The sequence below is a fragment of the Rhodococcus sp. NPDC056960 genome, from assembly GCF_042674125.1.
Classification (GTDB): Bacteria; Actinomycetota; Actinomycetes; order Mycobacteriales; family Mycobacteriaceae; genus Rhodococcus_F.
Genome location: NZ_JBHURF010000014.1, coordinates 164,595 through 187,771, shown reverse-complemented (window position 1 = coordinate 187,771; position 23,177 = coordinate 164,595). Strand labels below are relative to the sequence as shown.

The window sequence follows — 23,177 nt, the reverse complement described above, 5'->3', positions numbered from 1 at the left end:
ACGAGGGAGAACGATGAGGTTCGTCAACATCGACGGTCGCGCAGGCATTCTTGTCGGCAGCGGAGTAATCGACGTGCACACTGCGACAGAGGGGGCCTTTGGGCCGGACATAACATCGTGCCTCGAACGATGGGACGCATTCGTCGACGCAGTTCGTTCAGCGCCACCGACCGCTCCGCGCCCTGTCGACGCGGCCGAACTCGGTGCGCCCGTTCCACGACCTCGGCAGATCTTCGCGATAGGACTGAACTATGCGGACCATGCTCGCGAAACGGGCACGGCAACGCCGGAGTACCCAGTCGTGTTCACCAAGTTCGCGAGTTCGTTGACCGGTCCGGTCACGACCGTGACACTGTCCTCCGACACAGTCGACTACGAGGCCGAGTTGGTGGTCGTGATCGGCCGAACAGCCCGAAACGTGAGCGAGGCCGACGCACGGGATCATATCGCGGGATTGACTGTGGGACAGGACATCAGCGACAGAAACATTCAAACTCGCGGGGGCGCAGGTGCTCAATGGTCACTCGGCAAGTCGCTGCCGGGCTACTCCCCCATCGGGCCCGCCTTGGTGACCCTGGACGAGATTTCCCATCCTGACGACTTGGCTATCACCGGCCGTGCGGGCGACGAAGTCCTGCAGGACAGCAGGACGTCCGAGCTCATTTTCACCGTGCCGCAGCTGGTCGCATTCTTGTCTTCGAACGTGACTCTTTACCCGGGCGATCTCATTTTCACGGGCACACCGTCCGGGGTAGGAATCGGACGAGACCCCAAGCGTTACCTGCGATCCGGTGAGACTCTGGTAACCGAGATCGAGGGTCTCGGACGACTCGAGACGACTTTCGTCGACGCGTGAACGCGATTCGACTTCTACATCAGTCCAGCCTCAGCAAAGGAACAATGCATGTCCGAGAAGTGTTACCACGGCTACGCTCTTCGACCCCCCGGCATCTTTCCGATTAAGCGTGGGATCGTGGACGCGTCGGAACTCCCCCCACCCCTCCAGCACGTTTTTCGTGAGTACAACGAAAATCTCGCCGCACCGTTCGTGGGATTGACCTCGGACGGCACGCCGCGCCCCGGGCTGTACCCCATACGTGACACCGGCATCACCAACACCGAGTTGGTGTCCGCTGCTTCTGCGTTCATCGCGGGTCTCGATTCCGACCAGCGTGACAAGGGAGTTCTTCCCGTCGACGCGAACGAATGGCGCGCCTGGATCAATGCCTTCGCACCGCATCAGCCACACGGCATTTTACTGGACGATCTGTCGAGCGATCAGCAAATAGCGGCGATGGAGGTGTTTCGTGCGGCGATGTCCGACAGAGGCTTCGAAGAAATTCGCAAGATGATGAAGACCAATGCGGCACTTGGCGAGATGGTGGGCGGTTACCACGACACTCTTCGCGAATGGATGTACTGGTTCACCCTGTTCGGAACCCCGTCGACGACCGAACCATGGGGCTTTCAGCTCTACGGACATCATTGCTGCGTCAACATCTTTGTTCTCGGCGGACAGCTGACGATCAGCCCGATGTTCCTCGGAACCGAGCCCCGAATCGTCGAGGAGGGCACACATGCAGGTATTCGCTCGTTCGACTCCGAGCTCGAGTTGGCACTCGAGCTGATGGCGTCGTTGTCCCCGGAGCAGCGCGCCGCTGCAACGCTGTCCGAGTCGGTCCAGTGGGACGACCTACCGCCTGAGCTCGCACACCCGACCGAGGGTCGGATGCGGGGGTCGGTGGCCCGTGACAATGCTGTGGTTCCACTCGACGGTATCGCCGCAACCGAGCTCGACCCATCGCAGCGCGAGCGACTGCTGGCACTGGTCTCGCACTATGTCGGGCGTCTGCCGGAGGCGCACGCCCGACTCAAGATGGCCGACGTGGAGGCACACCTCGGCGAGACCAGCTTCGCGTGGGCCGGCGAACACGACATCGAGAAGCCGTTCTACTACAAAGTCCAGAGCCCGGTAATCTTTATCGAGATGGACTCGCACTCGGGGATATTCATCGGCAACGACGATCCGGAACCTTTCCACATTCACAACATCGTCAGAACACCGAACGGCAACGACTACGGACGGGCTCACCTGGCTGCTCACGCAGCGCCCTGATATGGAACCGACTTTGTCAAGAGGGCAGGGAGGAGCGGCGCCCACGACCGTCGTCGCGGACGCCGCTTTCTTCTGACCGCATGACCGAGGGGAGGTGGTGGCGAGCGTGTCTGTATCGGTGCGCGGTCACTCTGATATACGCGGGTTGGTTACCGCAGGACGGACTGTTCGGCTGGAGTGGTTCGCGGGTCTAATGGCGAGCGTGATCCCAACGCGGAGTTGAGGATTGCCCATAGGGCGCTCGCGGGTCACTCCCAGGCACTGCCGTCACCACCGCGTACGGTCGTCCGGACATCTGTCGGGCGCCTCGGGAATTCCTCCGGTCCCGGGCCTGTCGGATCGTCACGAGTCAGTGAGGCAAGGTGGAGTCCCCGCAGCGCAGCGAGGAGAACCGACCTTGCCGTCCGGCGAGTGACGATCAGGATCACGGCCCTGAGGAATGCTCGTGGCGCCCGCCTGCCTCAGTCGCCCGAGGACGGCCGGTGACCAGCACCAACCGGCGAGTTCCCGGGCGATCGCGGTGTTGGCAACCGCCGCTCGCTTGTGCCGCCGCTCGAAGTCGTTCCACCGGGCGTGCAGGCGCCGGTTACCTTGCAGACTGCGGTCCCGGGCCGCCGGGTCGGCCTTGTCCCAGCGCCGCCGCAGAGCCACCCCGGGACGATACGGGCGACGATGCTGCCAGGCGGCCTCGATCAGCAGCCGGCGTGCGTGCCCGTTGCCGGTCTTGGCGATCGCTCCCTGTGACCGCGTCGCGCCCGACGACGATTCGGTGGGCACCAGCCCCAGGTAGGCGCCGATCGAGCGGCCGGACAGCCGTTGCCAGTCCCCGATCTCGACGGCCAACCCGAACGCGGTCAGCGTGGACACCCGAGCCGGGTCACCACCGGGGTGTAGGCACTTGTAGCCATCTCGGCGATCGCGGCATCCAGGCGGTCGCGACGATCCACGGCCGCAATCATGGTGTCGTAGGCGAGCTGCAATCCCGGCACCTCGAACCTCTGCCGCCGCAGCCAGGTGTCGTGCACCCTCGTCCACGCCTTGCCCTCGCAGTAGACGATTCCCTGGTCGCAGAAGCAGTTTCGACACACGATGGCGAGCCGACATCAGATCGCCGCGCACGTCCTCCCCCCTCGCACCAGATCTCTCGCGCGCTCCTACTCGACATCGGGGATCGTTACCGCCACGATCTGACCGAGATGAAGCAGACGAGCCAAATGCCGAGCGTCTCGCGCATCGGTCTTGACTCGGTCACCGGCGGGGCGCTGCAGCTTCGACGGCGCCGCGACCAGACACTCGATCCCCGCCGCCAAGCAGGAACCGCGCCAACCCGAACCCGGTCGGCCCAGCCTCGTAAGTCACCGACACCGGCTCTGGGCAAGGTACATATCCACCCGAGAATCTCCTGGCGATCCGGCGTCAACCGCCGCTCGAACAGCTCGCCAGTCTCACCATCGAGTCCACACGCGACCACCGACCGCGCGTGCACATCCAACCCAACACTCGTACGCTGATTCATTGCTGGGGCCTCCCACATCTGTGGCCCTACCGGCCAGGACCGCTTCCTGTCGGCAACCCACGATCACATGTGGCGCGAGGCCCCAGCCATTACCTCCATACCAACTTGTTCAATTGCCCCAAGAGATCGCGGTCTGCAGCCATGATCTCCTAGGTACCGAACGGGATTGCTCGCCCCATACCTGCCGCCGCTCGAGGCTGGCTCCTAGACGGCCTGCGCCCCGGTCGGCACCGACGGCGCGGAGTGGCTGAAGAGAGGCCTGCAAAGCCGGAAGTTGGTGTGCCCTCCTCGCTACCCGACAGTGTCGAGTCGAGGAGGGACTGATGAAGAAGGTCGTTGGCGAATGTGGAACTCGGGTGATGATCGCGGTCGATCCCCCCCAAAGCATCGTGGACCGCGGCCGCAGTCCATGCGTCCTTGCAGGTGCTCGACACCATCCGGTGTCGGTTGGCGCCGACGGATACGACGATGTGCGCGGCGAGGCGAACAACGCAGCGGCAGTGGCAGTGGCAGTGGGTTTCGACGGCAAGGTCGCGATTCATCCAACCCACATACCGGTCATACGTGACGCTTTCGCACCGACTGTCGACGAGATCGACTGGGCGGAAAGAATTCTTGACCCTGCGCGGTCGAACCGCGGCGTGTTCAGCCTGGGCGGCGGCATGATGGATGCACCTGTGATCCACCATGCCCGGCGAATATTGACGCGTCGGGGATCTGTCACCGACTGACCGGGACCGGTAACACGGCGAGGGTTCGCATTCCGAAGACGACCGGCCGAGCGCCTGTGAAGTGTCCCGGACAACCCATTTGTCCGGGACACTTTCGTTGTCATCCTTCTTTTGTTTCGACACGGAGGTCGCGCCGCAGAATCTTTCCGGTGACGGATTTCGGAAGATCGCCGGTGAATTGAATGATCCGTGGGTACTTATACGCGGCCATCTGCGACTTGCAGAAGTCGATGAGCTCCGTTTCGGTGCAACTCACGCCTTGTTTCACAATAACGAAAGCTTTGACCGTCTCGCCGCGGTACTTGTCGGGCACACCGACAACTGCGGCTTCACGGACAGCAGGATGGGAATAGAGCACGTCCTCCACTTCCCGCGGCCACACCTTGTATCCCGACGCGATGATCATGTCCGTTTTGCGGTCGACCAGATAGACCCATCCGTCCTCATCCATGTAACCCACGTCACCGGTGGCGATCTCGCCGTCCACGATCTTCGCTGCGGTCTCCTCCGGGCGTTGCCAATAGGCGGCTATTACCTGGGGACCTGATACGGCGATTTCGCCAACCGTGCCCGGGGGCACCGAATTTCGCTCCTCGTCCACGATTCGGACCGAAGTGTTGAAGACCGGGACGCCGACTGACAGAGCTCCCGATTCGGGATCGACACGACCAAGATTCCCCAGGGGTACTCCGATTGCCGGACTCGTGGTCTCGGTCATCCCGTAGAGGTTGTGGATCAACAAACCGGTGCGTTCGCGCACGAAGTCACGCAGCGATGGGGGAATGGGTGCACCACCGGAGAAGACTGCGCGAAACGACGCGAAGTCGTCCAGCGTGATGTCATCCCGGCTCGACAGATTGTTGAACACAGTGATCGAGCCGACCGTGAAAGTGGGTCGGTGTTCTCGAATCGCATCCAGGACCACGTCTGGATGAAATCGGTGTCCGAGAATTACTGCTGCACCGGTCAGTAGTCCGACGCCGATATGCCCGACGAGTCCGGTGATGTGAAACAGCGGCGCCACACCCAGAATTCGATCCGAAGCTCCGAGACCGATCCAGTCACGGTACGTCTGACTCGAGAAGGCCAGGGATCCATGGGTGATCATCGCGCCTTTCGGCTTACCCGTGGTGCCCGAGGTATACATGAGTACAGCGAGGTCGTCGGAGTCCGCTCGGTGCCTCGTCTGCAGTTCACGATCCTCTCCGCTGACTTCGGAGAGCTTCTGTACGCCCGGTATTTCTCGGTCGGGCCCCAGCACCCGCGAGTCATCGCGTTGTTGGTGGTCGCGAGGAGAACTCGCCAACACGTGGTCGAGCCGTGTTTCACCGGAATCCAGCACGGGGGCTATGACCTCCTCGTACAGGCCTTCATCGCACACCAGGAACGTGGCGCCCGAGTCAGCGAGAAGGTACGTCACCTCACGGACCCGGTACATCGGGTTCATGACGACGCCCGCCCCCCCGGCCTTCCACGCGGCAAGAAGACACACGATGAAACCGGGGTCATTCTGCAGATAGATCGCCAGCCGATCTCCTGCGGCGAAGCCGTTTTCGATCAGATACGCGGCCATGCTGTCGGATCTGCGGTCCAGTTCGGTGAAAGACACCGCGCCGTCGAAGTACAGGATCGCCGGTGCGTCACCCACCTCGTGGACCGTGGCCTCGAACAAAGTCAGCATCTCGGAAAACGCGGGTGTGAGATCAGCCGGAACACCTGGAGAATACGAACGCAACCACGGCCGCACGTCCACGTTCTCGTTCGCTTTCGTGCTCATCGGGTCACGTGCGAGGCTACTGGCTCGGCCGGCGTCAAACTATTGGGGCCGTTGTGGGTTTCCCCGTTCGAGACGAAGTCGACGCCCTCGTCCCATGGAACTCCTTCCACTGGCGTCGGTGAGAGGACGACCAAGTGCCGCTCGGTGGCACTGCTGCTGTTGTACTGCCGGTGCGGTACTCCTGCCGGCAGCACCACCAAAGCGCCCTCCCCGACGGTGTGCTTTTCGAGAGCGACCTCTACCGTCAACTCGCCCTCCAAAACGAGATAGAACTGGTCGAACGGATGAATGTGCATGCCCGGACCTGCCGATCCCGAATCAACCTCGGCATAGTTGACGACCGCCTGAAGCGACCCCGTGCTGGGGTCGGCAAGCGGTTGCAGTCGAAAACCCGACATGGGTTCGACGAACTCCGATTCATCGATCTGCCGGATGTACGCACGTTGCGTCGCGCGCCGATCCTCGGGGACATCGGACGGAGAATCGACAGGATACGCGAGCGGCGCGCCCGGGCCGGGACGTGGGATGATCATCTCGAAGTGCCGTTCCGTACCGGGTCCATCGTTCCAGTTTCGGTGCGGAAGGCCTGCAGGAATAAACACGAGCGACCCTCGCCCGGCAGTGGTTACATCCTCACCGAGCTGGACATTCATGGTGCCCTCGAGAAGGAAGTACAGCTGGTCGCTGTGGTGATAATGCAGTCCAGGACCGCACCCGTCCTGCTGAATCACGCTGTGGATGAACAGGGTGCTCTCCAACGAGGAGAGGAACTGCGCGCGGTACCCGGGAAATCCGGTGTCGAATGCCTTCTCGTCGTCGAACTTGCGGACGTAGTCCATGTCAATTATCCCTACTGTCGCGTACTGGTTAGGTCAGTGATAATGGTGATGATGATGTAGGTGATCGTGCGCTGCATAATGCTGCGCCAGAAGGTCTTTCCCGTAGTCGCCCCCGTTGGGGGTGCGAACGATGGTATGCACGTGGAAGGGTTCCGGTTCGTCGTTGTCCAGGAATATTCCAGGATGGTTGTCGTACTCCACCAGCACCACGGGACTGTGCATCTTGTAGTAGAACGGGCTGTCGCTCTCGTGTTCTCCAATCCACGCAAACCAGCTGTCGTCGAGGAACTCGGCGACTCGGGCCCGGCGAAACTCCTTGGGTGCATCGGGGAGTAGATCGAGATAGGGATCGACCAGAGTGAGCAGCAGTTCCTTCTGTCCGGTGCTGAGTGAATCACCTCGGAGACCTTCGTACGGCAAGACCAGATTGTCTTGGCCCGCTCCCGCACGATGGCGACCGTCAACTGGTCCGTTCAGCTCAGGCGGCAGATTCTCGGCGAGGATGGATCGGTATTTGATCACCTGCGCGCGCTGTTCGCCAGTCAGGTTCGCCATGAACTCGAGTGCGGTGTCGCGATGCTCTTGAAACACCTGTTCCCCGCGGAACTCCGTACCGAGAAAGGTAGGTGTCAGAACGACTTGCTGTCCGACGATGAAGCAATGCACGTCGACGTGATGTCCAGCGAGCTGCCATCCCCACGGATCCTCTGTGGAGGGATCTCCGAAGATCGTGAACCAATACGAGAATTCGGTAAGCGTGTCCAAATAAGCCCCGAGGAATTCGCCCAAATCGCCATTGAGTTTCATCGCTCCGCGGACTCGGCGATATCCGGTACTACCCAGAGACGCGCGAATGACCTGCAAGGCCGCGTTCCGTTGACCTTCTCCGAGGTCTTCCAAACGTAGACCGTGCTCGCTGAACGTGAGAAAAGCGTTGATCCACAGTCGCCAGTCGGCGCTGTCGATCGGCGATGTGGCCTTCTGTCGCAGGTCCGGCGTGAGCGCATCGAGGTAGGCACGAGCTGCGTCGGTTGCCGGCCCGCTTTCGAATCCTTCGTCGCACAGGCCGAAGAGTCCCTTGATCGGTTGCCCGTCCGTAGTGACGCCGACGAACGGTTGCGCGGCGTTCTCCTCCACCTGAGGCAGAGCGGCACCGTTTAGGAGACCCAGCATTTGCTGCACTCCTGCCCCGTTACCGAAGTCGACCTTGCCTGCGGCCAGCGGTAGCCCCAGCGGCCGAGAATTGAACCCGTTGTAGGCGGTCATCGGACTCTCCTGTCCTGATCAAACGTGTACGCCACCTCATCACCGACCTTTACTAAACACTTGGTAAGTGTTACGTTCTCCACGCCGAAGTGTCAAGGGCAGATTCGGTGACGTACTCTCGAACGCCGATCGAACTGGCGTTCGTGATGACGAGGAACAGCGTCGAACTCGAGGAGACGAACATGGCGTCGACCACCGGACAACGATCGTCTCGCAGCTCCAAGTCGTCGGCCGGGGGTCGACGACAGGACTACATCGATGCCGCGGCGCGGGTGTTCTACCGACGCGGTTACGACACCGCGACTGTCGGCGACATCGCCGAGGAGCTCGACGTCACAAAAGCTGCTCTCTACTACTACTTCGCGAGCAAAGAAGAACTTCTCTACGAGATCATCCGCGAGATGCATGTCATCAACCTCGAAAACCTCGAGAGCGCGAAGGCGCTCGTCGGTGACGCGCAGACGCGCCTGTGGAACTACTTCGTCGGTCATATACAGGTCAACCTCGAGTTCTTCGAGAAGTCCACGGTTGTGTACACCGACCTCGATCATCTCAGCGCCGAAAACCGACAAGAGGTCGTCGCACTCCGCGACAAGACGCAACAGTTCGTCCGGGATCTCCTGGCCGAGGCCGTGGCGGAGGGGACCGCGTGCACTAAAGCCGATCTAGACCTCGCATCGATCGCCATGTTCACAACAGCCAACGCCGTTCACAACTGGTATCACCCCGACGGTCAACTGAAGCCAGTTGAAGCCGCGCGCCGCATGGCGGATTACGTGGTAGCGGGAATCTCTTGCACAGGAGAGTCCGACCTCTCGTGCCCCCGGCACAACCCCCGCGTCTCCTAGCATGTCGAACCCCTGACAGCGCTGGTGATGTGCGCGCGCGGGGTGTTGGCGGTGCTCTGATATTTGCACACCGTGATCGCTGCAACGCCCTGCCGGGCCAGAAGTGCGGTGGCGGCAAGACCAGCTGGGCCGGCCCCGACCACCAGGACTTCGGTAACGAATTCTTTCACTGGTTCACGCCCTAATGTTCGACCCGTCAGGGAAATGAGGGGGGTGTGAGGTGTGCCTGACCGTCGAGCGGTCGTGGTCAGGATTTGCGGGATTGCACCGATCTCGTCGGCCGCGCCAGACCCTTACTAAACAAACGGTAAGTGGAGTTTACCGATAGATTCATCACATTTGCCAAGAAGGTGCTTGAAGCACTGCGCTCGGCGGCCGACAAGACGAACACCCCGAACTCGCCGGCATCGATTCATGACGGATGGGTGCCAACGTCCCAGGGAAGCCTCGGGTGTGCCTCCTGTTCCTGGCCGGGGTTCACGTGTACCGCGACATCTGCGACGACGTTGTGAACAGCGGTTACCGCGGGTTTGCCCTGACACTCGAGGGCGAAAATTCGCGGGCCTTGACAGCGCGGTAGCCCTGAAGCACACTCAACTTACCAACTGTTTAGTAATTCCCCGGAGGAAGCTATGACTACCCAGTCAGCAGACCGCGTGGATGTCGTGTCGTTGACCGACGCGGTACGCCCACACCTCGAGGACGTGCGTGGCCGCGCTCGCGCCACCGAGGACGGCCGGCAACAAACTCCCGAAACCATCGAGCTGATCAAGGAACTGGGATTGGTTCGCGCCCTGGTTCCCCGCGAGCATGGAGGGCTCGAACACGATGTCTTCGACTGGTTGCAGGCATTGCGGCTGTTGTCCACTGCGGATATGAGTGCGGGGTGGGTCGCCGGTCTGGCCAGCGCCCACAGCTTCGTGCTCAGCAAGTTCGACAAGCGCGTCCAGGACGAGATCTGGGGCGTACTCGGCCCCGATGCCATCGTGTCCTCGGCGACCGCACTGTTCGACGACGGAGTCGCACAACCGGTCGACGGCGGGTTCACCGTGAGCGGTCGGTGGCGCTTCGCCAGCGGCATCACCGCCGCGGACTGGGTCATGGCACTGATCAAGGTTCCCGCGCCTGACACCGGAGAACTCGCACCCTACTGGGCCCTGATTCCCAAGTCGGACTTCACAATCGAAGACACTTGGAAAGTATCGGGGATGCGCGGAAGCGGCAGCCACGACTTCGCAGTAGACAACATCTTCGTTCCCGAGTACCGACTCGGTGGACCTGGCCTGTCGGTCGAACCCGCGGACGGATCGCAGTACGACAACCCGCTGTACACGCTGCCGTTCCTGGTCATCTTCCCGATCATCTTCGCTCCGGTCGCACTCGGCGGCGCAGAAGCGGCTGTGGAACTCTTCAGAACCCAACTATCGACCCGCAAAGCAGCACTGTCGGGCGTCGCACTCAAGGACTCGCCCTTGGCCCAGGTACGGCTGGCCGAGGCCGCGATGCGCACACGAGCCATCGTCGCGTTGATGGAGAAACGCTGGAACGACGTTGCTGAACACGTCCGCCACAACCTCGCAATCGATCCCGAGGTCGCGATGTGGTGGCGCGTCGACGACGCGTACGTCGGCCACGAAGCGGTTCGCATCGTCGAACACCTCATCGAAGGCGCCGGCGCCAGCATCTACTACGAGAAGGACGTACTCCAACGCTTCTGGCGCGACCTACATTCCGTCGGCGGGCACACCCACTTCAACACCGACTCTGCCATGCAGATCCTCGGCCGACACCTTCTCGGACTCGAACCGGACCCAACCCTCATCTGACCACCCGCCGGACCTAGACACAGCGAAGAGGGCCATGCACATGTCACTATCGCCAGCAACCGACACATTGACCTTGAAAAGCACTTTCGGCCACTACCCGTCCGGCGTGGCCGCGATATCGGCCGAGGTCGATGGGGTAGCCCTCGTCCTGGTGTCGTCGTCGTTCACCGTTGGGGTCTCACTGGATCCTCCTTTGGTGATGTTCGCTGTACAGCACTCATCTCAGACGTGGCCGCAGCTGAAGACAGCAGCACGCCTCGGCGTGTCTGTCCTCAGCAGCGAACAGGACGCCCTATGTCGTCAGCTGTCCTCGGGCGATCGATCGAAGAGGTTCGACGGTGTCGACCTGATACCCACAGATTCCGATGCCGTCTTGTTCGAGGGGGCCTCAGCCTGGATGCAATGCTCGGTGTTCGCCGAACACCGAGCAGGCGACCACGACATCGTCGTTCTGCGCGTCCACGCTCACAATTCCGATCTCGACTCCGACCCCCTCGTATTCCACGGATCCGCGTTCAGGAGGCTTCCATGACCACACTGCTGGATGAGCGACGCACTTCGCTTGTTTCGAAGGACGACTATCTTCGTTCCTACGCGCATGCGGCTCTGGTCGAGGGGCGAAGTGTCGTGGTCGTCCTGAACGGCACAGCAACCCTGTTCTACGCTGCATCGCAGTCCACCACCGCCACTACAGCATTCGCCATACGGCACGGTTCCGGACTCCTGCGCGTCGCACTCCCCTACGCCCGCACCGAACATCTCTCGATCCCGTACATGGACCCATCATTCAGCACCACCGCCGAACGGATGTGTGTTTCCGTCGACGCCGCAACCGGTATAACTACCGGGATTTCGGCGCTCGACAGATCCCGCACGGCCCGAATCCTTGCGGCCGAACAGTCCCAGGTGTCGGACCTCGTCCGGCCTGGACATGTGATGGTTGTCGCGGTCGACGACGCGGCGGAGCCGACGACGGCGAGCGGTGTCGCACTGAAGGCAGCATCGATCTCCGGCCTCGGGGCCGCAGCCGTCGCCACCGAACTGGTCAGTGTCCGCTACCCCACCGAAATGATGGACGCCGAAGAGGCTTACCACTTCGCCGCAACGCACGAGCTTGCTATCCTCGCTCTCTCCTCACGCTCGAACCGCAACTGACGCCCCGGACGCGCGTACCGGCTCGGCACCCGGGCGTCTACAGCACGCCCGTACCAGCGCCTGGTGCGTTTGACAGGCGCTGGTACGGGGATGCCAATTCGAACTTACCGATTGTTTAGTAACTTAACGCTTTCGCTGCAGACGGTATCGGGCACACCATCCGGCGGTCTTGGGGTCATACCGGGTTCGGTGCCCGTTCTCGAGACACAGGTTTGCCGCTGTGGCACGGACCCAATGCACTAGGAGCAACAAACAATGAACGACGCAGTGATTGTCGCCGCTGTCCGTACCCCGGTGGGCAAGAGGAACGGCGCGCTGTCCTCGGTCCACCCGGCAGATCTGTCCGCGCACGTACTCGACGCCCTTGTCCGCAGAACTGGAATCGACCCTGCACAGGTCGACGACGTGGTGTGGGGGTGCGTCAGTCAGGTCGGCGAACAGACATTCGACATCGCTCGCACCGCGGTGTTGTCTGCAGGATGGCCCGAGTCGGTGCCGGGAACGACGGTGGACCGCCAATGCGGATCCTCTCAGCAAGCGATCCATTTCGCTGCCGCCGGTCTGATCGCCGGACACTACGACGTCGTGGTCGCAGGTGGCGTCGAGAGCATGTCACGTATACCCATGGGGTCCGCACAAGCAACCGGCAACCCATTCGGTCCTCGATACCGACAGCGTTATGGCGAGGATGCACCGAATCAGGGCATCGGAGCGGAGATGATTGCGGACCAGTGGGCTTTGTCTCGGCAGCGTCTCGATGAATTTGCAGTGGAGTCGCACGAGCGAGCGGCAAAAGCTAGCGACGGTGGATCGTTCTCCGCTGAGATAGCTCCCATCGACACCAACAGCGGTCAGGTGGATACCGACGAAGGAATCCGCCGCGGCGGGACCGTCGAAAAGCTCGGAGGGTTGCGTCCTGCGTTCCACGAGGACGGGAAGATCACGGCTGCCAACGCGTCGCAGATCTCGGATGGGTCCGCAGCATTGCTGATGATGACCAGCGACGCCGCGTCCCGCGCCGGTCTCGACCCGATCGCCAGAATCCACAGTGTGGCGGTCGTCGGGTCGGCGCCGATGCCGATGCTCACCGGCCCCATCCCCGCCACCGCCAAAATCCTCAAGAGGTCGGGCCTGAGCATCGGCGACATCGGCGTCTTCGAAGTGAACGAGGCATTCGCTTCCATTCCCCTTGCGTGGGCAACCGAGTTCGATGTCGATCTCTCGAAGGTCAACCCCCGTGGTGGTGCGATCGCACTGGGCCATCCGCTAGGCGGGTCGGGTGCTCGGCTGATGACCACGATGATTCATCACATGCAGCAGGAGAACATCCGATTCGGTCTGCAGACCATGTGTGAGGGCGGCGGACAGGCCAACGCCACCATCGTCGAACTTCTCTGACACCTTCCCGACCAACGACATAAGGAACTACTCTTGCGTACTCTCACTTACGATTTCAGCGAACAGACAGTCATCGTCACGGGCGGCGCCCGGGGAATCGGGCTCGAACTAGGCCGATTCTTCGTCTCAGCAGGCGCAATCACGTACCTACTGGACTACGACGCCGACGAGGCCGCCAAAGCTGCCGCCGACATCGGTGCACGCTCGGTAGCCGCCGACGTCAGCAACACCGAGGACGTGGAGCGAGCGGTCGCCGCCGTCGTCGGCGACACCGGTCGCATCGACATCTTGGTGAACAACGCCGGAATCCTCCGCGACAACGTGATGTGGAAAATCGACGACAACGACTGGAACGACGTGCTCGCGATCCACGCAGGCGGCACCTTTCGGCTCACTCGGGCGTGCATCCCGCACTTCCGGAAGAAGAATTTCGGCCGGGTGATCAACGTGACCTCCTACACCGGCTTACGAGGCAACATCGGCCAGGCGAACTACGCGACCGCAAAAGCGGGAATCATCGGTTTCACCAAGACGGCTGCCAAGGAGCTCGCCCGTTTCGGAGTCACCGTGAACGCCATCTCGCCCAATGCGGAGACACGCATGGTGGCATCGATCCCTGACGCCAAGAAGGCCGAACTCGCGGCGGCGATCCCTCTGGGAAGGTTCGCCGACCCGGCCGAGATGGCTGCCGCTGTGGGATTCCTCGCCTCCGCCGAAGCGGGCTACATCACCGGAGTCGTGCTCCCGGTCGACGGCGGGATCTCGATCTGATGACCGCATTGGCTGCACAGCTTCTCGACCAGGAAGTCGGCACCGATCTCGGCCACAGCCGGTGGGTTGTGATCGACCAGGATCGAATAGATGCCTTCGCAGATACGACGGAGGACCACCAATGGATCCACGTCGATCGTGAGCGCGCATCGACGGGCCCCTTCGGCACGACCATAGCGCACGGCTACCTCTCACTGAGCCTCGTCGCCGCCTTCTTGGACGAGCTCTTCCATCCCGACGGCGCGCAGATGATGGTCAACTACGGTACCGAGCGGGTCCGGTTTCCGCACCCGGTACCGGTGGACTCGGAGCTGCGCGGTCATGGCGAGATCACCTCTGTATCGCCCGTCGCCGGCGGATTTCAGGTGACCATTCGCATGACGGTGGAGATCAAGGGATATTCGAAGCCCGCATGCGTCGCTGATGTGCTTGTTCGTGTCCTGTTCGAATAAGTTGACGCGCACTATCTTTCGACATCACATGGAGTGAAGAATGACAAGCGTTGCACCACTCGCACTCGCAGAAGTCCACGGACACGTGTGCGTGATCACGATCAACAGACCGAACGCGATGAATGCCGTCAACAGTGACGTATCGACCGCTGTCGGCTCAGCGTTGCGCGATTTCGCGACGGACGAAGAACTGAGGGTTGCGGTCATCACCGGCGCCGGTCGGGCCTTCTGCGCCGGCGCGGACTTGAAGGCAGTCGCCGCAGGGCGATCTTTTCTCTCCGACGCACACCCTGAATGGGGATTTGCAGGCGTGGTGCAACAGTACGTGGACAAGCCGGTCATCGCGGCTGTGAACGGATTCGCACTCGGCGGCGGTACCGAAATCGTACTGGCCTGCGACCTGGCTGTCATCAGCAGCGAGGCTACCCTTGGACTGCCCGAGGTCACCCGCGGACTCATTGCCGGAGCCGGCGGCTTGCTCCGTTTGCCCGACCAGATCCCACCGAAGATTGCTGCCCACGCGATACTCACCGGCCAACCACTGTCCGCCGAAACAGCCCTGCGGTGGGGATTGGTCAATGCCGTCGTCGAGCCGAATGATGTTCTGCTGGAATCTCTTCGACTCGCCCACATGATCGCCGCGAACGCACCGGTGGCCGTGACGACGAGCAAATCGATCATGAGCCGACGGCGAGACAATGGATCCGATTGGAGCCCTGACGCCTGGTCGGCCAACAATGCCGCGCTCGCGCAGATCATGGCCAGCACCGACGCGCACGAAGGCACGACAGCTTTCGCAGAAAAACGTGCACCACGCTGGATCGGGGCCTGAATCACTGCGGAAAAGGCGCAGCATTCCGAGGTTCGCGGCAGCCCGCCGGCGGGCGCAGCACCGATCCGGAGGATCTGCCCACCGAGAAGGTCGGATATGCGATGCGGGACCTGGATCGGCTGATCGCCACCTGCGCCGGGCACGGCCGTTGCGTCGGCATCTACGCCGAAAGACTGCTCGACGATCCGCTGCCCTGGATTCGGATGCGGGCGGTCTACCGGCTGCTCGGGTTGGTCCGCCGCTACGGGCTCGGCCCGGTCGAGTCCGTCTGCAGCACGGCGCTGGAGCTGGATGTGGTGTCGGTGAGCAAGATCGCCTCGATGCTCGAACGCGCCACCGAGACCACCACACCGCTGCTGCCGGCCGCCGGGTCGGCGGCACCGTCCCGGTTCACCCGCGACCCCGCCGAGTTCGCCACCGACAGGACCGGCCCCGCCACCTCTGGGACCGGCGTTGCCACGGAGAGGACCGGCGTCGCCACCGAGAGGACCGGGCACCTGACGGTGATCCTCGGCGGCAACCCCGACACGAAGGGAGACACGATGACCACCCCACCCGCACCCGCGGGGCCGGTCGATCCGATCGGCGCCGACCTGATCGCCCTCCTCAAGGCTCTCAAACTCGGCGCCCTCAGGGACACCCTGCCCGAGCAACTCGCCCTGGCCCGCCCACACCAACTCAGCCACGTCGCGTTCCTGGAACTGCTCCTCGCCGACGAGGTATCACGGCGGGAATCACGCTCGGCCACTTTGCGGTCGGCGAAAGCCCGGCCTCGATCAGTCGATGCGGATCGACACCTGGAACGCCCTCGACGACCTCCGCTACGACCGATCCCTGCTGTCGGATCTGGTGTCGCTGCGGTTCACCGAGGCCGGCCACTCGGTTCTGGTTCTGGGTCCGGTTGGGGTGGGCAAGACGCATCTGGCGACCGCGCTCGGGCACGTCGCGATCCGGCGGCGGATAACGGTGCTCTGCGCCCGCGCCGACAAACTGTTCGCCCGTCTGCGCGCCGCCCGGCTGGACAATTCGGTCGAGGCGGAGATGCGGCGCATCGCCACCGTCGATCTCCTGGTCCTCGACGATTTTGCGTTGCTGCCCCTGAACGCGACCGAGACCAACGACTTCTACGAGTTGGTCGTGGAGCGTCATCGCCGCAAGGCGACGACCGTCTCTTCGAATAGGGCCCCTGAGTGGCTGTCGATGACCACCGATGCCCTGCTGGCGCAGTCGGCGATCGACCGGCTCACCTCCTCGGCGCACACCCACGTCATCGAGGGCCCGTCCTACCGGCAACGCACCCGTCTGGGGCATGGCGCGGTTGACAGTTCAGAAGGGGAGGCCGATGCTCGATGACACCTTCGGGTGGTCCCATGCTCGTGGCAACGAGGTGGTCCCATCACCCTGGCAAGCGACAGACCCCGCCCCCCGGGCGGTGAGTTGATCTCCTGTGACAGTCGATCGTCCTTTTTGTCAGTGAATCTTGCTCATTCCCGTTTCTCTGCTTTACGGCCGAGGCTCTGGTCGCGTTCTACGGTGCGCTGGGGTGATTTCGTGCTCGTCACCTTCTGAGATCGCTGACCGGTGAGAGCTTCCTGCATCATCGGCAGATTACTCACGTGGCGGTTTCTGGTTCTGGAACAGCGAAGACGGCTGGCGTGCCATCGACTGCGCAAAACCCGGTGGCTGCGGGGTGCTCGACATCGCTGGATTAGAAAGCCTGGTCACGAGGTCGACTTCGAGTGGCAGAAGCCGACCGTCCGGCCGTGGCTGCATTCGTGGCTACCCAGGTACGCCAGTGCAGGCCGATTGAGATGGGCGACCAGTATCGACACCACAGCTATTCCGCAGTCGGAGATGCTGGCCCGGCCGCCGCGGCCTGGCCCAGGTCACCCCCACGTACTGGTGGTCTGCGGACGGAAGGTCTCGAATCTGATCAAAGCGCCGGGGTCGTCGATGGCCTGGGGGTTTACCACGGTGGCCGCATCGGCGCCCTGCAGGATTCGCTTGACGGGTACCTCGAGTTTCTTGCCGGTTCGGGTGTGGGGTAGGGCGTCGACGACGATGACGTCGTCGGGTACATGCCGGGGGCTGACGCCGACGCGGATGGTGTCCCGGATGGTTTTGGTGAAGGTGTCGGGGTCCGGCACCGGGTGGCTGGGAACGACGAACAGGGGCATCCAGTATCCGCCATCGGCGAGTTCGACGCCGACGATCAAGGAATCGCGCACCTGGTCGAGTTGTTCGACGACTTCGTAGATTTCGCCGCTGCCGATGCGCACACCCTGCCGGTTCATCGTCGCATCGGATCGTCCGTGCACGATAACCCCACCCCGGTCGGTGACGGTGATCCAGTCGCCGTGGCGCCAGATGCCGGGGTATCGGTCGAAGTAGGCGGCGGTGTATTTGGTGAAGGCGGGGTCGTCCCAGAAGAAGAGCGGCATCGAGGGCATCGGGCGGGTGACGACCATCTCGCCCGTCTCGTTGAGGACCGGGTCCCCGTCGGCGTTCCAGGCGGCGAGCGCGACCCCGAGTAGGGGGCCTTGGATCTGGTCGGCGTAGACGGGTTCGGTGGGCACGCCGCCGGCGAACGCGGAGCAGATGTCGGTGCCGCCGCTGGCCGAGGCGAGCCACACCTCGGGCAGCATTTGGGACACCCACTGCGCGGTGCTCGGCGGCAACGGTGATCCGGTGCTCCCGATCGCGCGCAGTCGCAGTCCGGGCGCAACGTCGCGAGGATGGGCGTCGAGCTTCTGGGCCGCGATCAGGCTGGCGGCGCTGGTGCCGAGGAAGTCGAGGTCGAGCTTGTCGGTGATGCGCCACAGCTGGGCGGGGTCCGGCCATGCTGGGCTGCCGTCGTAGGTGACGATTGTCGCCCCACACAGCAGCCCGGAGACCTGCACGTTCCACACCATCCAGCTGGGGGTGGCCAACCACAGGAACGTCGCCCCGGGTTTCAGGTCGGCGTGCAGTCCCAGGAACTTGGTGTGTTCGAGGACGATGCCACCGTGACCGTGGACGATGCCCTTGGGTCGGCCGGTGGTGCCGGAGGAGAACAGCACCCACAGCGGATGATCGAATTCGACGCGGGTGTATTCGGGTTCACGGCCGCTCGCGGTGACCTCGTCGAAACGGGGCCCGGCGGTGGTTGCGTCGAGGTAGCCGAGGTTGTCGATCCACAACACCGTTTCCACCGAGTCGAGGGCTCCGGCCAGTGCTGTCGCCTGCGCGCGGCGGTCGTGCTTCTTGCCGCCGTAGTGGTAGCCGTCGGCGGCGATGAGAATCTTCGGTTCGAGCTGCGCGAACCGGTCGCGGGCACCGTCTGCCGAATACTCCTGCGCGCACGAGGCCCACACCGCTCCCACGGCCGCGCAGGCGAGCATGGACACCACCGCGGCCGCGATGTTGGGCACGTAGGCGGCGACCCGGTCTCCGGGCTCGATGCCCTGGCTGCGGAACCAGTGGGCGAGCGCTCCGACCCGCAGGCGCAGTTCGTCCCAGGTGAGGATCGCGAGGACGCCGGTCTCGTCGAGGGATTTGACGGCGATACCCGGCCCCGAGGTGCGCAGCGCATTGGCGGCGTAATTCGTTGTCGCACCGACGAACCAGCTCGTGTGGGGCATACCCGCACTGTCGTCGACGAGGCGATCGCGGTCGTCGATGTCGAGGTCGAAGAAGTCGCGGATCGAGCTCCAGAATCCGGCGAGGTCGGTGGTGGACCACTGCCACAGCTGCGGGTAGTCGTCGAAGGTGCGCCCCCGCTCGGCGGCGAGGTAGTCGGTGTACGCCGTCAACCGTGACTGGGCAATGAATTCTGCGGAGGGCACCCAGAGGGCGTCCTCTGCAGGTGACGAATCAGCCGGCATGGTGGGATCCGGTCATGTGTGCGGCGAGGTCCTCGGGCAGGACGAACGACGGCGGAGGCGGCGGCCCCCAGTTGAACAGGCTGTGCGCGGCGTCCCACACTCCGGGTTCCCACAAGGCATCGTCGACGATGCAGTCGATGTCGGAGTAGTACTCGGAGAAGTTGCCGGCCGGATCCTTGAGGTACCAGAAGAAGTTCGACCCGACGTGGTGGCGGCCCAGGCCCCACACGTGCCGGGCGGGATCCTGTTCGAGCATCGCCATCGCGCCGCGGCCGATCTCGTCGATGTCGTCGACCTGCCAGGAGGTGTGGTGCAGGAAGTTCACCGGGGCCTGTTGGACGAGGACGTTGTGGTGATCGGTCGAGCAGCGCATGAAGGCGGCCAAGGACGGGATCACGTCGCTGACCTTGAGTCCGATGCCGTCGGTGAAGAACTTCTGGGTCGCGGCCTGGTCGGTCGACCCGATCACCACGTGCCCGAGCTTGTGCGGACGCACCCGCTCGTCCCGCAGGATGCCCGGCGCCCGGCCGGTGCCGCGGTCGATGCGGCCGGGACCGTTATAGGGCGTGGCCGGGACGGGTTCCTGAGCCAGGTGCGGCATGATCTGCACGACGGCCTTGAACCCGGCGATCGGTTCGAGCGCCTCGACCCGGCCCTCGGTCACCGCGGCCGCCAGGTCCAACCGGTCGATCTGCCGGGCGATCCGGTCGATATCGTCCTGGTCCTCCGCGCCGATGGTGATCTCGACGACTTGCCGCCGAGGCGCGTGTACCACCCGCAACTGTTCGCCGCCGTCCGTGGTGGCGAACCGGTCCTGACCGAGCGGTGTGAGTCCGAAATCCTCGTAATAGGTGGCGGTTTCGGCGACGTTGGGGACGCCGATGGTCACGGACCCGAGCCGGTGAAGTGCCATGATGTGCTCCTGTTTATGAGGTGCTGCCGGCCGGGTACGGGGTGCCGGTGCGGCAGGTGGAGGTGATCGTGCCGATGCCCTCGACCCAGGTTTCGAGGACGTCGCCGTGGCGCAGGAACACCGGGGGTTTGCGGGCGCCGCCGACTCCGGACGGGGTGCCGGTGAAGATCAGGTCCCCGGGCAGCAAGGGCAGGATGGCCGAAAGCTTGGCGATAATGCGCGAAACCGAGAAGATCAGATCGCTGGTGCGGCCGTCTTGCATGACCTGTCCGTTGACCGAGCAGCCGATCCCGAGGTCGTCGCGGTTGCCGAGTTCGTCGACGGTGACCAGCCACGGTCCGGTGGGGGAGAATCCGGGGAAGGACTTGCCCAGACTGAACTGCGGGGCGGGGCCGATGAGCTGGCGGGTGCGTTCGGAAATATCCTGTCCCACAGTGAGACCGGCAACGTGATCCCACGCCGCCGACTCGGATACCCGGTGGGTGGGGCGACCGATAACGGCGACGAGTTCCGCTTCCCAGTCCACGGTGTCGGTGGGCAGTTCGAGAATGGTGTCGGGGCCGGTGACCGAGGTGGGGAACTTGGTGAACACGGCCGGTTCGGGGGGCAGGTCGAGTCCACTTTCGGCGGTGTGGTCGGCGTAGTTGAGGCCGACCGCGAACACCTGGCGCGGTTGCGGCGAGGGTGCGCCGAGTTTGGTGCGGTCGATCACGAATCCGTCCGCCAGGTCGACGGTCTGCGACCATGTTGCGAACTCGTCCCAGACGGCGAAGATGCTCTGCGGGTCGTCGGCATACTTGCCGTTGCTGGCGTCGGCGGCGAAGACGGCGCGCTGACCGTCGGTGACGACGGCCCGGCCGTCGTAATGGGCGAATTTCACTGTGGGACTCCTAGGTCGTGGGTGGAAAGGATGCTGTCGAGGGCGTCGGTGAGTGCGGCCTGTGGGTCGGCCACGGCACCGGCGGAGCGGAAGCCGACGAATCGGTCGGGACGCACCAGCACCACTCCGTCGCGGGTGATCTCACGCTTGCGCAACCACGCGAAGCGCACGTCGGCGAGATCGGCGTCGTCGGCGCCGACGGTGACCGCCTCGAGGGCGATCCCGGTGCTTTCGGCGATCTTGTTCGCCGCCTCGACCCACGCCTGCCCGTCTTCGCCGGCGATGAGCAGGAATTTGCCGCCGTGCGTGAGGTTCTGCAGCGGGAACGTCTCCCCTCGTCGGGAGACGAACGCATGAGGCAAAGGATGGCCCGGTTTGGTGCTCGGCTCGTACAGCCGAACCGGATCGATCGGCTCACTCGCCGGGCTGCCGTCGTCGACGATCGCGGCAGATAGGTACGTGAAACCGAATTCGAGCCCGTGGTGATGGAATTCCCCGGATTTCGCAGCGAGCGCGTTGTTGACCAGGTCGCTGCGTTCGGGGTGTTCGGGGTGTGACTCGTCCCAGATGGCCTCGATCGCCGACCAGTTCTCCTCGGGTGACTTTTGCGGTGACAGCCCGAGTGCAGCATCGAGTGCGAAGGAATCGTGGGTGCATTGGACCGAGTTGGCGATGTTGCGCTCGACCACGGGCTTACGCTCGTCTTCGTAGGTGTCGAGCAAACCGTCTCCGGCGCGGCCGGCGACAACCTGCGCCAGTTTCCAGCACAGGTTCTGAGCGTCGTGGATAGCGGAGTTCAACCCGAGTCCGCTGGTGGGTGGGTGTTTGTGGGCGGCGTCGCCGGCGACGAAGACGCGGCCGGCGCGGAACCGGTCGGCGACGACGCCCTCCATGGTCCACACCGACACGGCATGAATTTCAGTGTCGAGGTCGGGCAGACCGAGCAGGGTTTTCATGTGCTCGATGACCTTGTCGCGGTCACCGGCATCGGGGTCGCCGTGAGGGTAGCCGATGTGGAAGGCCCATTCTTCGGAGCGGGTGCCCCACTGGTCCGGTCCCATCGGGCACAGCACCCCACCGGTGAAGGTGCCACCGAAGTCGGGATTGGTCAGCCACCGCAGCAACACCGAATCGTCCTCGAGCACCCCGGACAGGTCGGCGCTCATGTGCACCGAGACCATATCGAGAATGTTGCGTTGCCCCTCGAGCGAGATACCGACCAGCTCGCCGACGGTGCGGCCGCCGTCGGCGGCGATCACATATTGCGAGTGCACCTGGTAGTCCTCGCCGGTGGACTTGTTCCGGATGGTACTGAGCACCCCGTTCTCGTCCTGTTCGAGCGCGATCAACTCGTGGTGGAACCGGACCCTGCCGGGGTTGAGCTGGTCGGCACGTTCCTTGAGGATGGGTTCGAGGCGCAGCTGCGGCAAATTCCCCGTCGGGCACGGGCTGGCGTCGATGTACTCCGGATCTCGATAACCGGCTCCCCACAATTCGAGCTTGCCGATCTCGCGGCCGGCGTTCGGGTTGGCTCCGCATACGCCGGCATAGAAGGCGGTGGCAGCCAGATTGTCGGGCGGAGTGCCGCGCCGGTAGACCTCCTCGGCAACGCCGAGTTCGGTGAAGATCTCCATCGTGCGCTGGCCGAGTACATGAGCCTTAGGCAACGTCGACGTGGTCGGCAGGGCGCTGACCAGCAACGAGTCGACACCGTAGGTGGACAGCAGCATCGATGCGGACAGGCCCGCGCCGCCGCCTCCGACGATCAGTACCGGGACAGTGGTGGTGGTCATAACGGGTTCAACCTCTCGAACGCGGCGATACGCCGCTGGGGTTCGTGACATGCACCACAAGTTCTACCCGTCGCGAATCGGAATAGCAAGCGAATGTCGTTTTTTTGCCCAATATCGGTTTTCTGTTGTGTGATGCGATCCCACGGATGCCGACCGGTACTGAAGACCCAGGTCGAAGCCGTCTTCGGTGCGCTCCGCGCG

At 63.4% G+C, this 23,177-nt stretch carries 20 protein-coding genes and 2 pseudogenes; 12 read left to right on the top strand and 10 right to left on the bottom strand.

Annotation, left to right across the window (positions count from 1 at the left end; all coding sequences use genetic code 11):
• Nucleotides 1–13: 13 nt before the first annotated feature.
• Complete coding sequence (locus ACFTWF_RS23245; RefSeq protein ID WP_378463530.1) at nt 14–856, top strand: fumarylacetoacetate hydrolase family protein; 843 nt, start codon at nt 14–16, stop codon at nt 854–856.
• Nucleotides 857–973: 117 nt separating this feature from the next.
• Nucleotides 974–2,116, top strand: a complete 1,143-nt coding sequence (locus ACFTWF_RS23240; protein WP_378463529.1) for a DUF3500 domain-containing protein — start codon at nt 974–976, stop codon at nt 2,114–2,116.
• A gap of 471 nt (nt 2,117–2,587) precedes the next feature.
• Here ACFTWF_RS23240 and ACFTWF_RS23235 read toward each other — a convergent pair.
• A pseudogene (locus ACFTWF_RS23235) lies at nt 2,588–3,650 on the bottom strand (IS110 family transposase); the annotation flags it as partial.
• 305 nt (nt 3,651–3,955) lie between these two features.
• Between ACFTWF_RS23235 and ACFTWF_RS23230 the strand changes: the two are divergent.
• Nucleotides 3,956–4,363: an HpcH/HpaI aldolase/citrate lyase family protein gene (locus ACFTWF_RS23230; RefSeq protein WP_378463528.1), complete on the top strand. Its 408-nt coding sequence runs from the start codon at nt 3,956–3,958 to the stop codon at nt 4,361–4,363.
• Between the two features lie 100 nt (nt 4,364–4,463).
• Here ACFTWF_RS23230 and ACFTWF_RS23225 read toward each other — a convergent pair whose 3' ends face one another.
• From ACFTWF_RS23225 to ACFTWF_RS23215, 3 genes are read right to left on the bottom strand one after another with little or no spacing between them, the layout of a single operon-like run.
• Complete coding sequence (locus ACFTWF_RS23225) at nt 4,464–6,140, bottom strand: class I adenylate-forming enzyme family protein (RefSeq protein ID WP_378463527.1); 1,677 nt, start codon at nt 6,138–6,140, stop codon at nt 4,464–4,466.
• Nucleotides 6,137–6,979, bottom strand: a complete 843-nt coding sequence (locus ACFTWF_RS23220) for a cupin domain-containing protein (protein WP_378463526.1) — start codon at nt 6,977–6,979, stop codon at nt 6,137–6,139. The genes ACFTWF_RS23225 and ACFTWF_RS23220 overlap by 4 nt, the downstream gene beginning before the upstream one ends.
• Before the next feature lie 33 nt (nt 6,980–7,012).
• Nucleotides 7,013–8,245, bottom strand: coding sequence for a DUF3500 domain-containing protein (locus tag ACFTWF_RS23215; protein ID WP_378463525.1), 1,233 nt, complete (start codon nt 8,243–8,245; stop codon nt 7,013–7,015).
• A gap of 182 nt (nt 8,246–8,427) precedes the next feature.
• Here ACFTWF_RS23215 and ACFTWF_RS23210 point away from each other — a divergent pair, with 182 nt between their 5' ends.
• Nucleotides 8,428–9,093 carry a TetR/AcrR family transcriptional regulator gene (locus ACFTWF_RS23210; RefSeq protein WP_378463524.1) on the top strand — a complete coding sequence of 222 codons (666 nt, stop codon included), beginning with the start codon at nt 8,428–8,430 and terminating at the stop codon, nt 9,091–9,093.
• On the opposite strand, the gene ACFTWF_RS23205 is transcribed toward ACFTWF_RS23210, so the two are convergent.
• Nucleotides 9,090–9,236 carry an FAD-dependent monooxygenase gene (locus tag ACFTWF_RS23205; protein WP_378463609.1) on the bottom strand — a complete coding sequence of 49 codons (147 nt, stop codon included), beginning with the start codon at nt 9,234–9,236 and terminating at the stop codon, nt 9,090–9,092. The genes ACFTWF_RS23210 and ACFTWF_RS23205 overlap by 4 nt on opposite strands.
• A gap of 489 nt (nt 9,237–9,725) precedes the next feature.
• Here ACFTWF_RS23205 and ACFTWF_RS23200 point away from each other — a divergent pair, with 489 nt between their 5' ends.
• The 7 genes from ACFTWF_RS23200 to ACFTWF_RS23170 all read left to right on the top strand — a co-directional run bounded on the left by ACFTWF_RS23200 (nt 9,726) and on the right by ACFTWF_RS23170 (nt 15,527).
• The gene (locus tag ACFTWF_RS23200) at nt 9,726–10,919 is read left to right on the top strand and encodes an acyl-CoA dehydrogenase family protein (RefSeq protein WP_378463523.1); all 1,194 of its coding nucleotides are present in this window, start codon (nt 9,726–9,728) and stop codon (nt 10,917–10,919) included.
• Between the two features lie 34 nt (nt 10,920–10,953).
• The gene (locus ACFTWF_RS23195) at nt 10,954–11,451 is read left to right on the top strand and encodes a flavin reductase family protein (RefSeq protein WP_378463522.1); all 498 of its coding nucleotides are present in this window, start codon (nt 10,954–10,956) and stop codon (nt 11,449–11,451) included.
• Nucleotides 11,448–12,074: a 3,4-dihydroxy-2-butanone-4-phosphate synthase gene (locus ACFTWF_RS23190; RefSeq protein WP_378463521.1), complete on the top strand. Its 627-nt coding sequence runs from the start codon at nt 11,448–11,450 to the stop codon at nt 12,072–12,074. The genes ACFTWF_RS23195 and ACFTWF_RS23190 overlap by 4 nt, the downstream gene beginning before the upstream one ends.
• Nucleotides 12,075–12,329: 255 nt before the next feature.
• Entirely contained in the window at nt 12,330–13,472 is a 1,143-nt protein-coding gene (locus ACFTWF_RS23185; protein WP_378463520.1) for a thiolase family protein, read from the top strand.
• A gap of 33 nt (nt 13,473–13,505) precedes the next feature.
• A complete protein-coding gene (locus tag ACFTWF_RS23180; RefSeq protein WP_378463519.1) occupies nt 13,506–14,243 on the top strand; it encodes an SDR family oxidoreductase in 738 nt (245 codons plus the stop codon).
• Nucleotides 14,243–14,695, top strand: a complete 453-nt coding sequence (locus ACFTWF_RS23175) for a MaoC family dehydratase (protein WP_378463518.1) — start codon at nt 14,243–14,245, stop codon at nt 14,693–14,695. Before ACFTWF_RS23180 ends, ACFTWF_RS23175 begins: the two co-directional genes overlap by 1 nt.
• Before the next feature lie 40 nt (nt 14,696–14,735).
• Nucleotides 14,736–15,527 carry a crotonase/enoyl-CoA hydratase family protein gene (locus ACFTWF_RS23170; RefSeq protein ID WP_378463517.1) on the top strand — a complete coding sequence of 264 codons (792 nt, stop codon included), beginning with the start codon at nt 14,736–14,738 and terminating at the stop codon, nt 15,525–15,527.
• Between the two features lie 241 nt (nt 15,528–15,768).
• Here the strand turns inward: ACFTWF_RS23170 and ACFTWF_RS23165 are convergent, their stop codons facing one another.
• A complete protein-coding gene (locus ACFTWF_RS23165) occupies nt 15,769–16,068 on the bottom strand; it encodes a hypothetical protein (protein ID WP_378463617.1) in 300 nt (99 codons plus the stop codon).
• A 1-nt stretch (nt 16,069) separates the two neighbouring features.
• Between ACFTWF_RS23165 and ACFTWF_RS23160 the strand changes: the two are divergent.
• Nucleotides 16,070–16,880 (top strand): annotated as a pseudogene (locus ACFTWF_RS23160) (ATP-binding protein).
• 533 nt (nt 16,881–17,413) lie between these two features.
• Here the strand turns inward: ACFTWF_RS23160 and ACFTWF_RS23155 are convergent.
• Genes ACFTWF_RS23155 through ACFTWF_RS23140 form a run of 4 tightly spaced genes read right to left on the bottom strand, consistent with a single transcriptional unit; the run spans nt 17,414 to nt 22,976 of the window.
• A complete protein-coding gene (locus ACFTWF_RS23155) occupies nt 17,414–19,390 on the bottom strand; it encodes an acetoacetate--CoA ligase (protein ID WP_378463516.1) in 1,977 nt (658 codons plus the stop codon).
• Nucleotides 19,380–20,303 (bottom strand): VOC family protein, encoded by a 924-nt coding sequence (locus ACFTWF_RS23150; protein ID WP_378463515.1) that lies wholly within the window; start codon nt 20,301–20,303, stop codon nt 19,380–19,382. Before ACFTWF_RS23150 ends, ACFTWF_RS23155 begins: the two co-directional genes overlap by 11 nt.
• Before the next feature lie 13 nt (nt 20,304–20,316).
• Nucleotides 20,317–21,183 (bottom strand): fumarylacetoacetate hydrolase family protein, encoded by an 867-nt coding sequence (locus ACFTWF_RS23145; RefSeq protein WP_378463514.1) that lies wholly within the window; start codon nt 21,181–21,183, stop codon nt 20,317–20,319.
• A complete protein-coding gene (locus ACFTWF_RS23140) occupies nt 21,180–22,976 on the bottom strand; it encodes an FAD-dependent monooxygenase (RefSeq protein WP_378463513.1) in 1,797 nt (598 codons plus the stop codon). The genes ACFTWF_RS23145 and ACFTWF_RS23140 overlap by 4 nt, the downstream gene beginning before the upstream one ends.
• Nucleotides 22,977–23,177: the final 201 nt, after the last annotated feature.

What these genes read in the sequence shown, in the direction of transcription:
- ACFTWF_RS23245 (WP_378463530.1), top strand. Translation starts at nt 14, where the DNA reads ATGAGGTTCGTCAACATCGACGGTCGCGCAGGCATTCTTGTCGGCAGC.
- ACFTWF_RS23230 (WP_378463528.1), top strand. Translation starts at nt 3,956, where the DNA reads ATGAAGAAGGTCGTTGGCGAATGTGGAACTCGGGTGATGATCGCGGTC.
- ACFTWF_RS23225 (WP_378463527.1), bottom strand. Translation starts at nt 6,140, where the DNA reads ATGAGCACGAAAGCGAACGAGAACGTGGACGTGCGGCCGTGGTTGCGT.
- ACFTWF_RS23220 (WP_378463526.1), bottom strand. Translation starts at nt 6,979, where the DNA reads ATGGACTACGTCCGCAAGTTCGACGACGAGAAGGCATTCGACACCGGA.
- ACFTWF_RS23215 (WP_378463525.1), bottom strand. Translation starts at nt 8,245, where the DNA reads ATGACCGCCTACAACGGGTTCAATTCTCGGCCGCTGGGGCTACCGCTG.
- ACFTWF_RS23210 (WP_378463524.1), top strand. Translation starts at nt 8,428, where the DNA reads ATGGCGTCGACCACCGGACAACGATCGTCTCGCAGCTCCAAGTCGTCG.
- ACFTWF_RS23200 (WP_378463523.1), top strand. Translation starts at nt 9,726, where the DNA reads ATGACTACCCAGTCAGCAGACCGCGTGGATGTCGTGTCGTTGACCGAC.
- ACFTWF_RS23195 (WP_378463522.1), top strand. Translation starts at nt 10,954, where the DNA reads ATGCACATGTCACTATCGCCAGCAACCGACACATTGACCTTGAAAAGC.
- ACFTWF_RS23190 (WP_378463521.1), top strand. Translation starts at nt 11,448, where the DNA reads ATGACCACACTGCTGGATGAGCGACGCACTTCGCTTGTTTCGAAGGAC.
- ACFTWF_RS23185 (WP_378463520.1), top strand. Translation starts at nt 12,330, where the DNA reads ATGAACGACGCAGTGATTGTCGCCGCTGTCCGTACCCCGGTGGGCAAG.
- ACFTWF_RS23175 (WP_378463518.1), top strand. Translation starts at nt 14,243, where the DNA reads ATGACCGCATTGGCTGCACAGCTTCTCGACCAGGAAGTCGGCACCGAT.
- ACFTWF_RS23170 (WP_378463517.1), top strand. Translation starts at nt 14,736, where the DNA reads ATGACAAGCGTTGCACCACTCGCACTCGCAGAAGTCCACGGACACGTG.
- ACFTWF_RS23155 (WP_378463516.1), bottom strand. Translation starts at nt 19,390, where the DNA reads ATGCCGGCTGATTCGTCACCTGCAGAGGACGCCCTCTGGGTGCCCTCC.
- ACFTWF_RS23150 (WP_378463515.1), bottom strand. Translation starts at nt 20,303, where the DNA reads ATGGCACTTCACCGGCTCGGGTCCGTGACCATCGGCGTCCCCAACGTC.
- ACFTWF_RS23140 (WP_378463513.1), bottom strand. Translation starts at nt 22,976, where the DNA reads ATGACCACCACCACTGTCCCGGTACTGATCGTCGGAGGCGGCGGCGCG.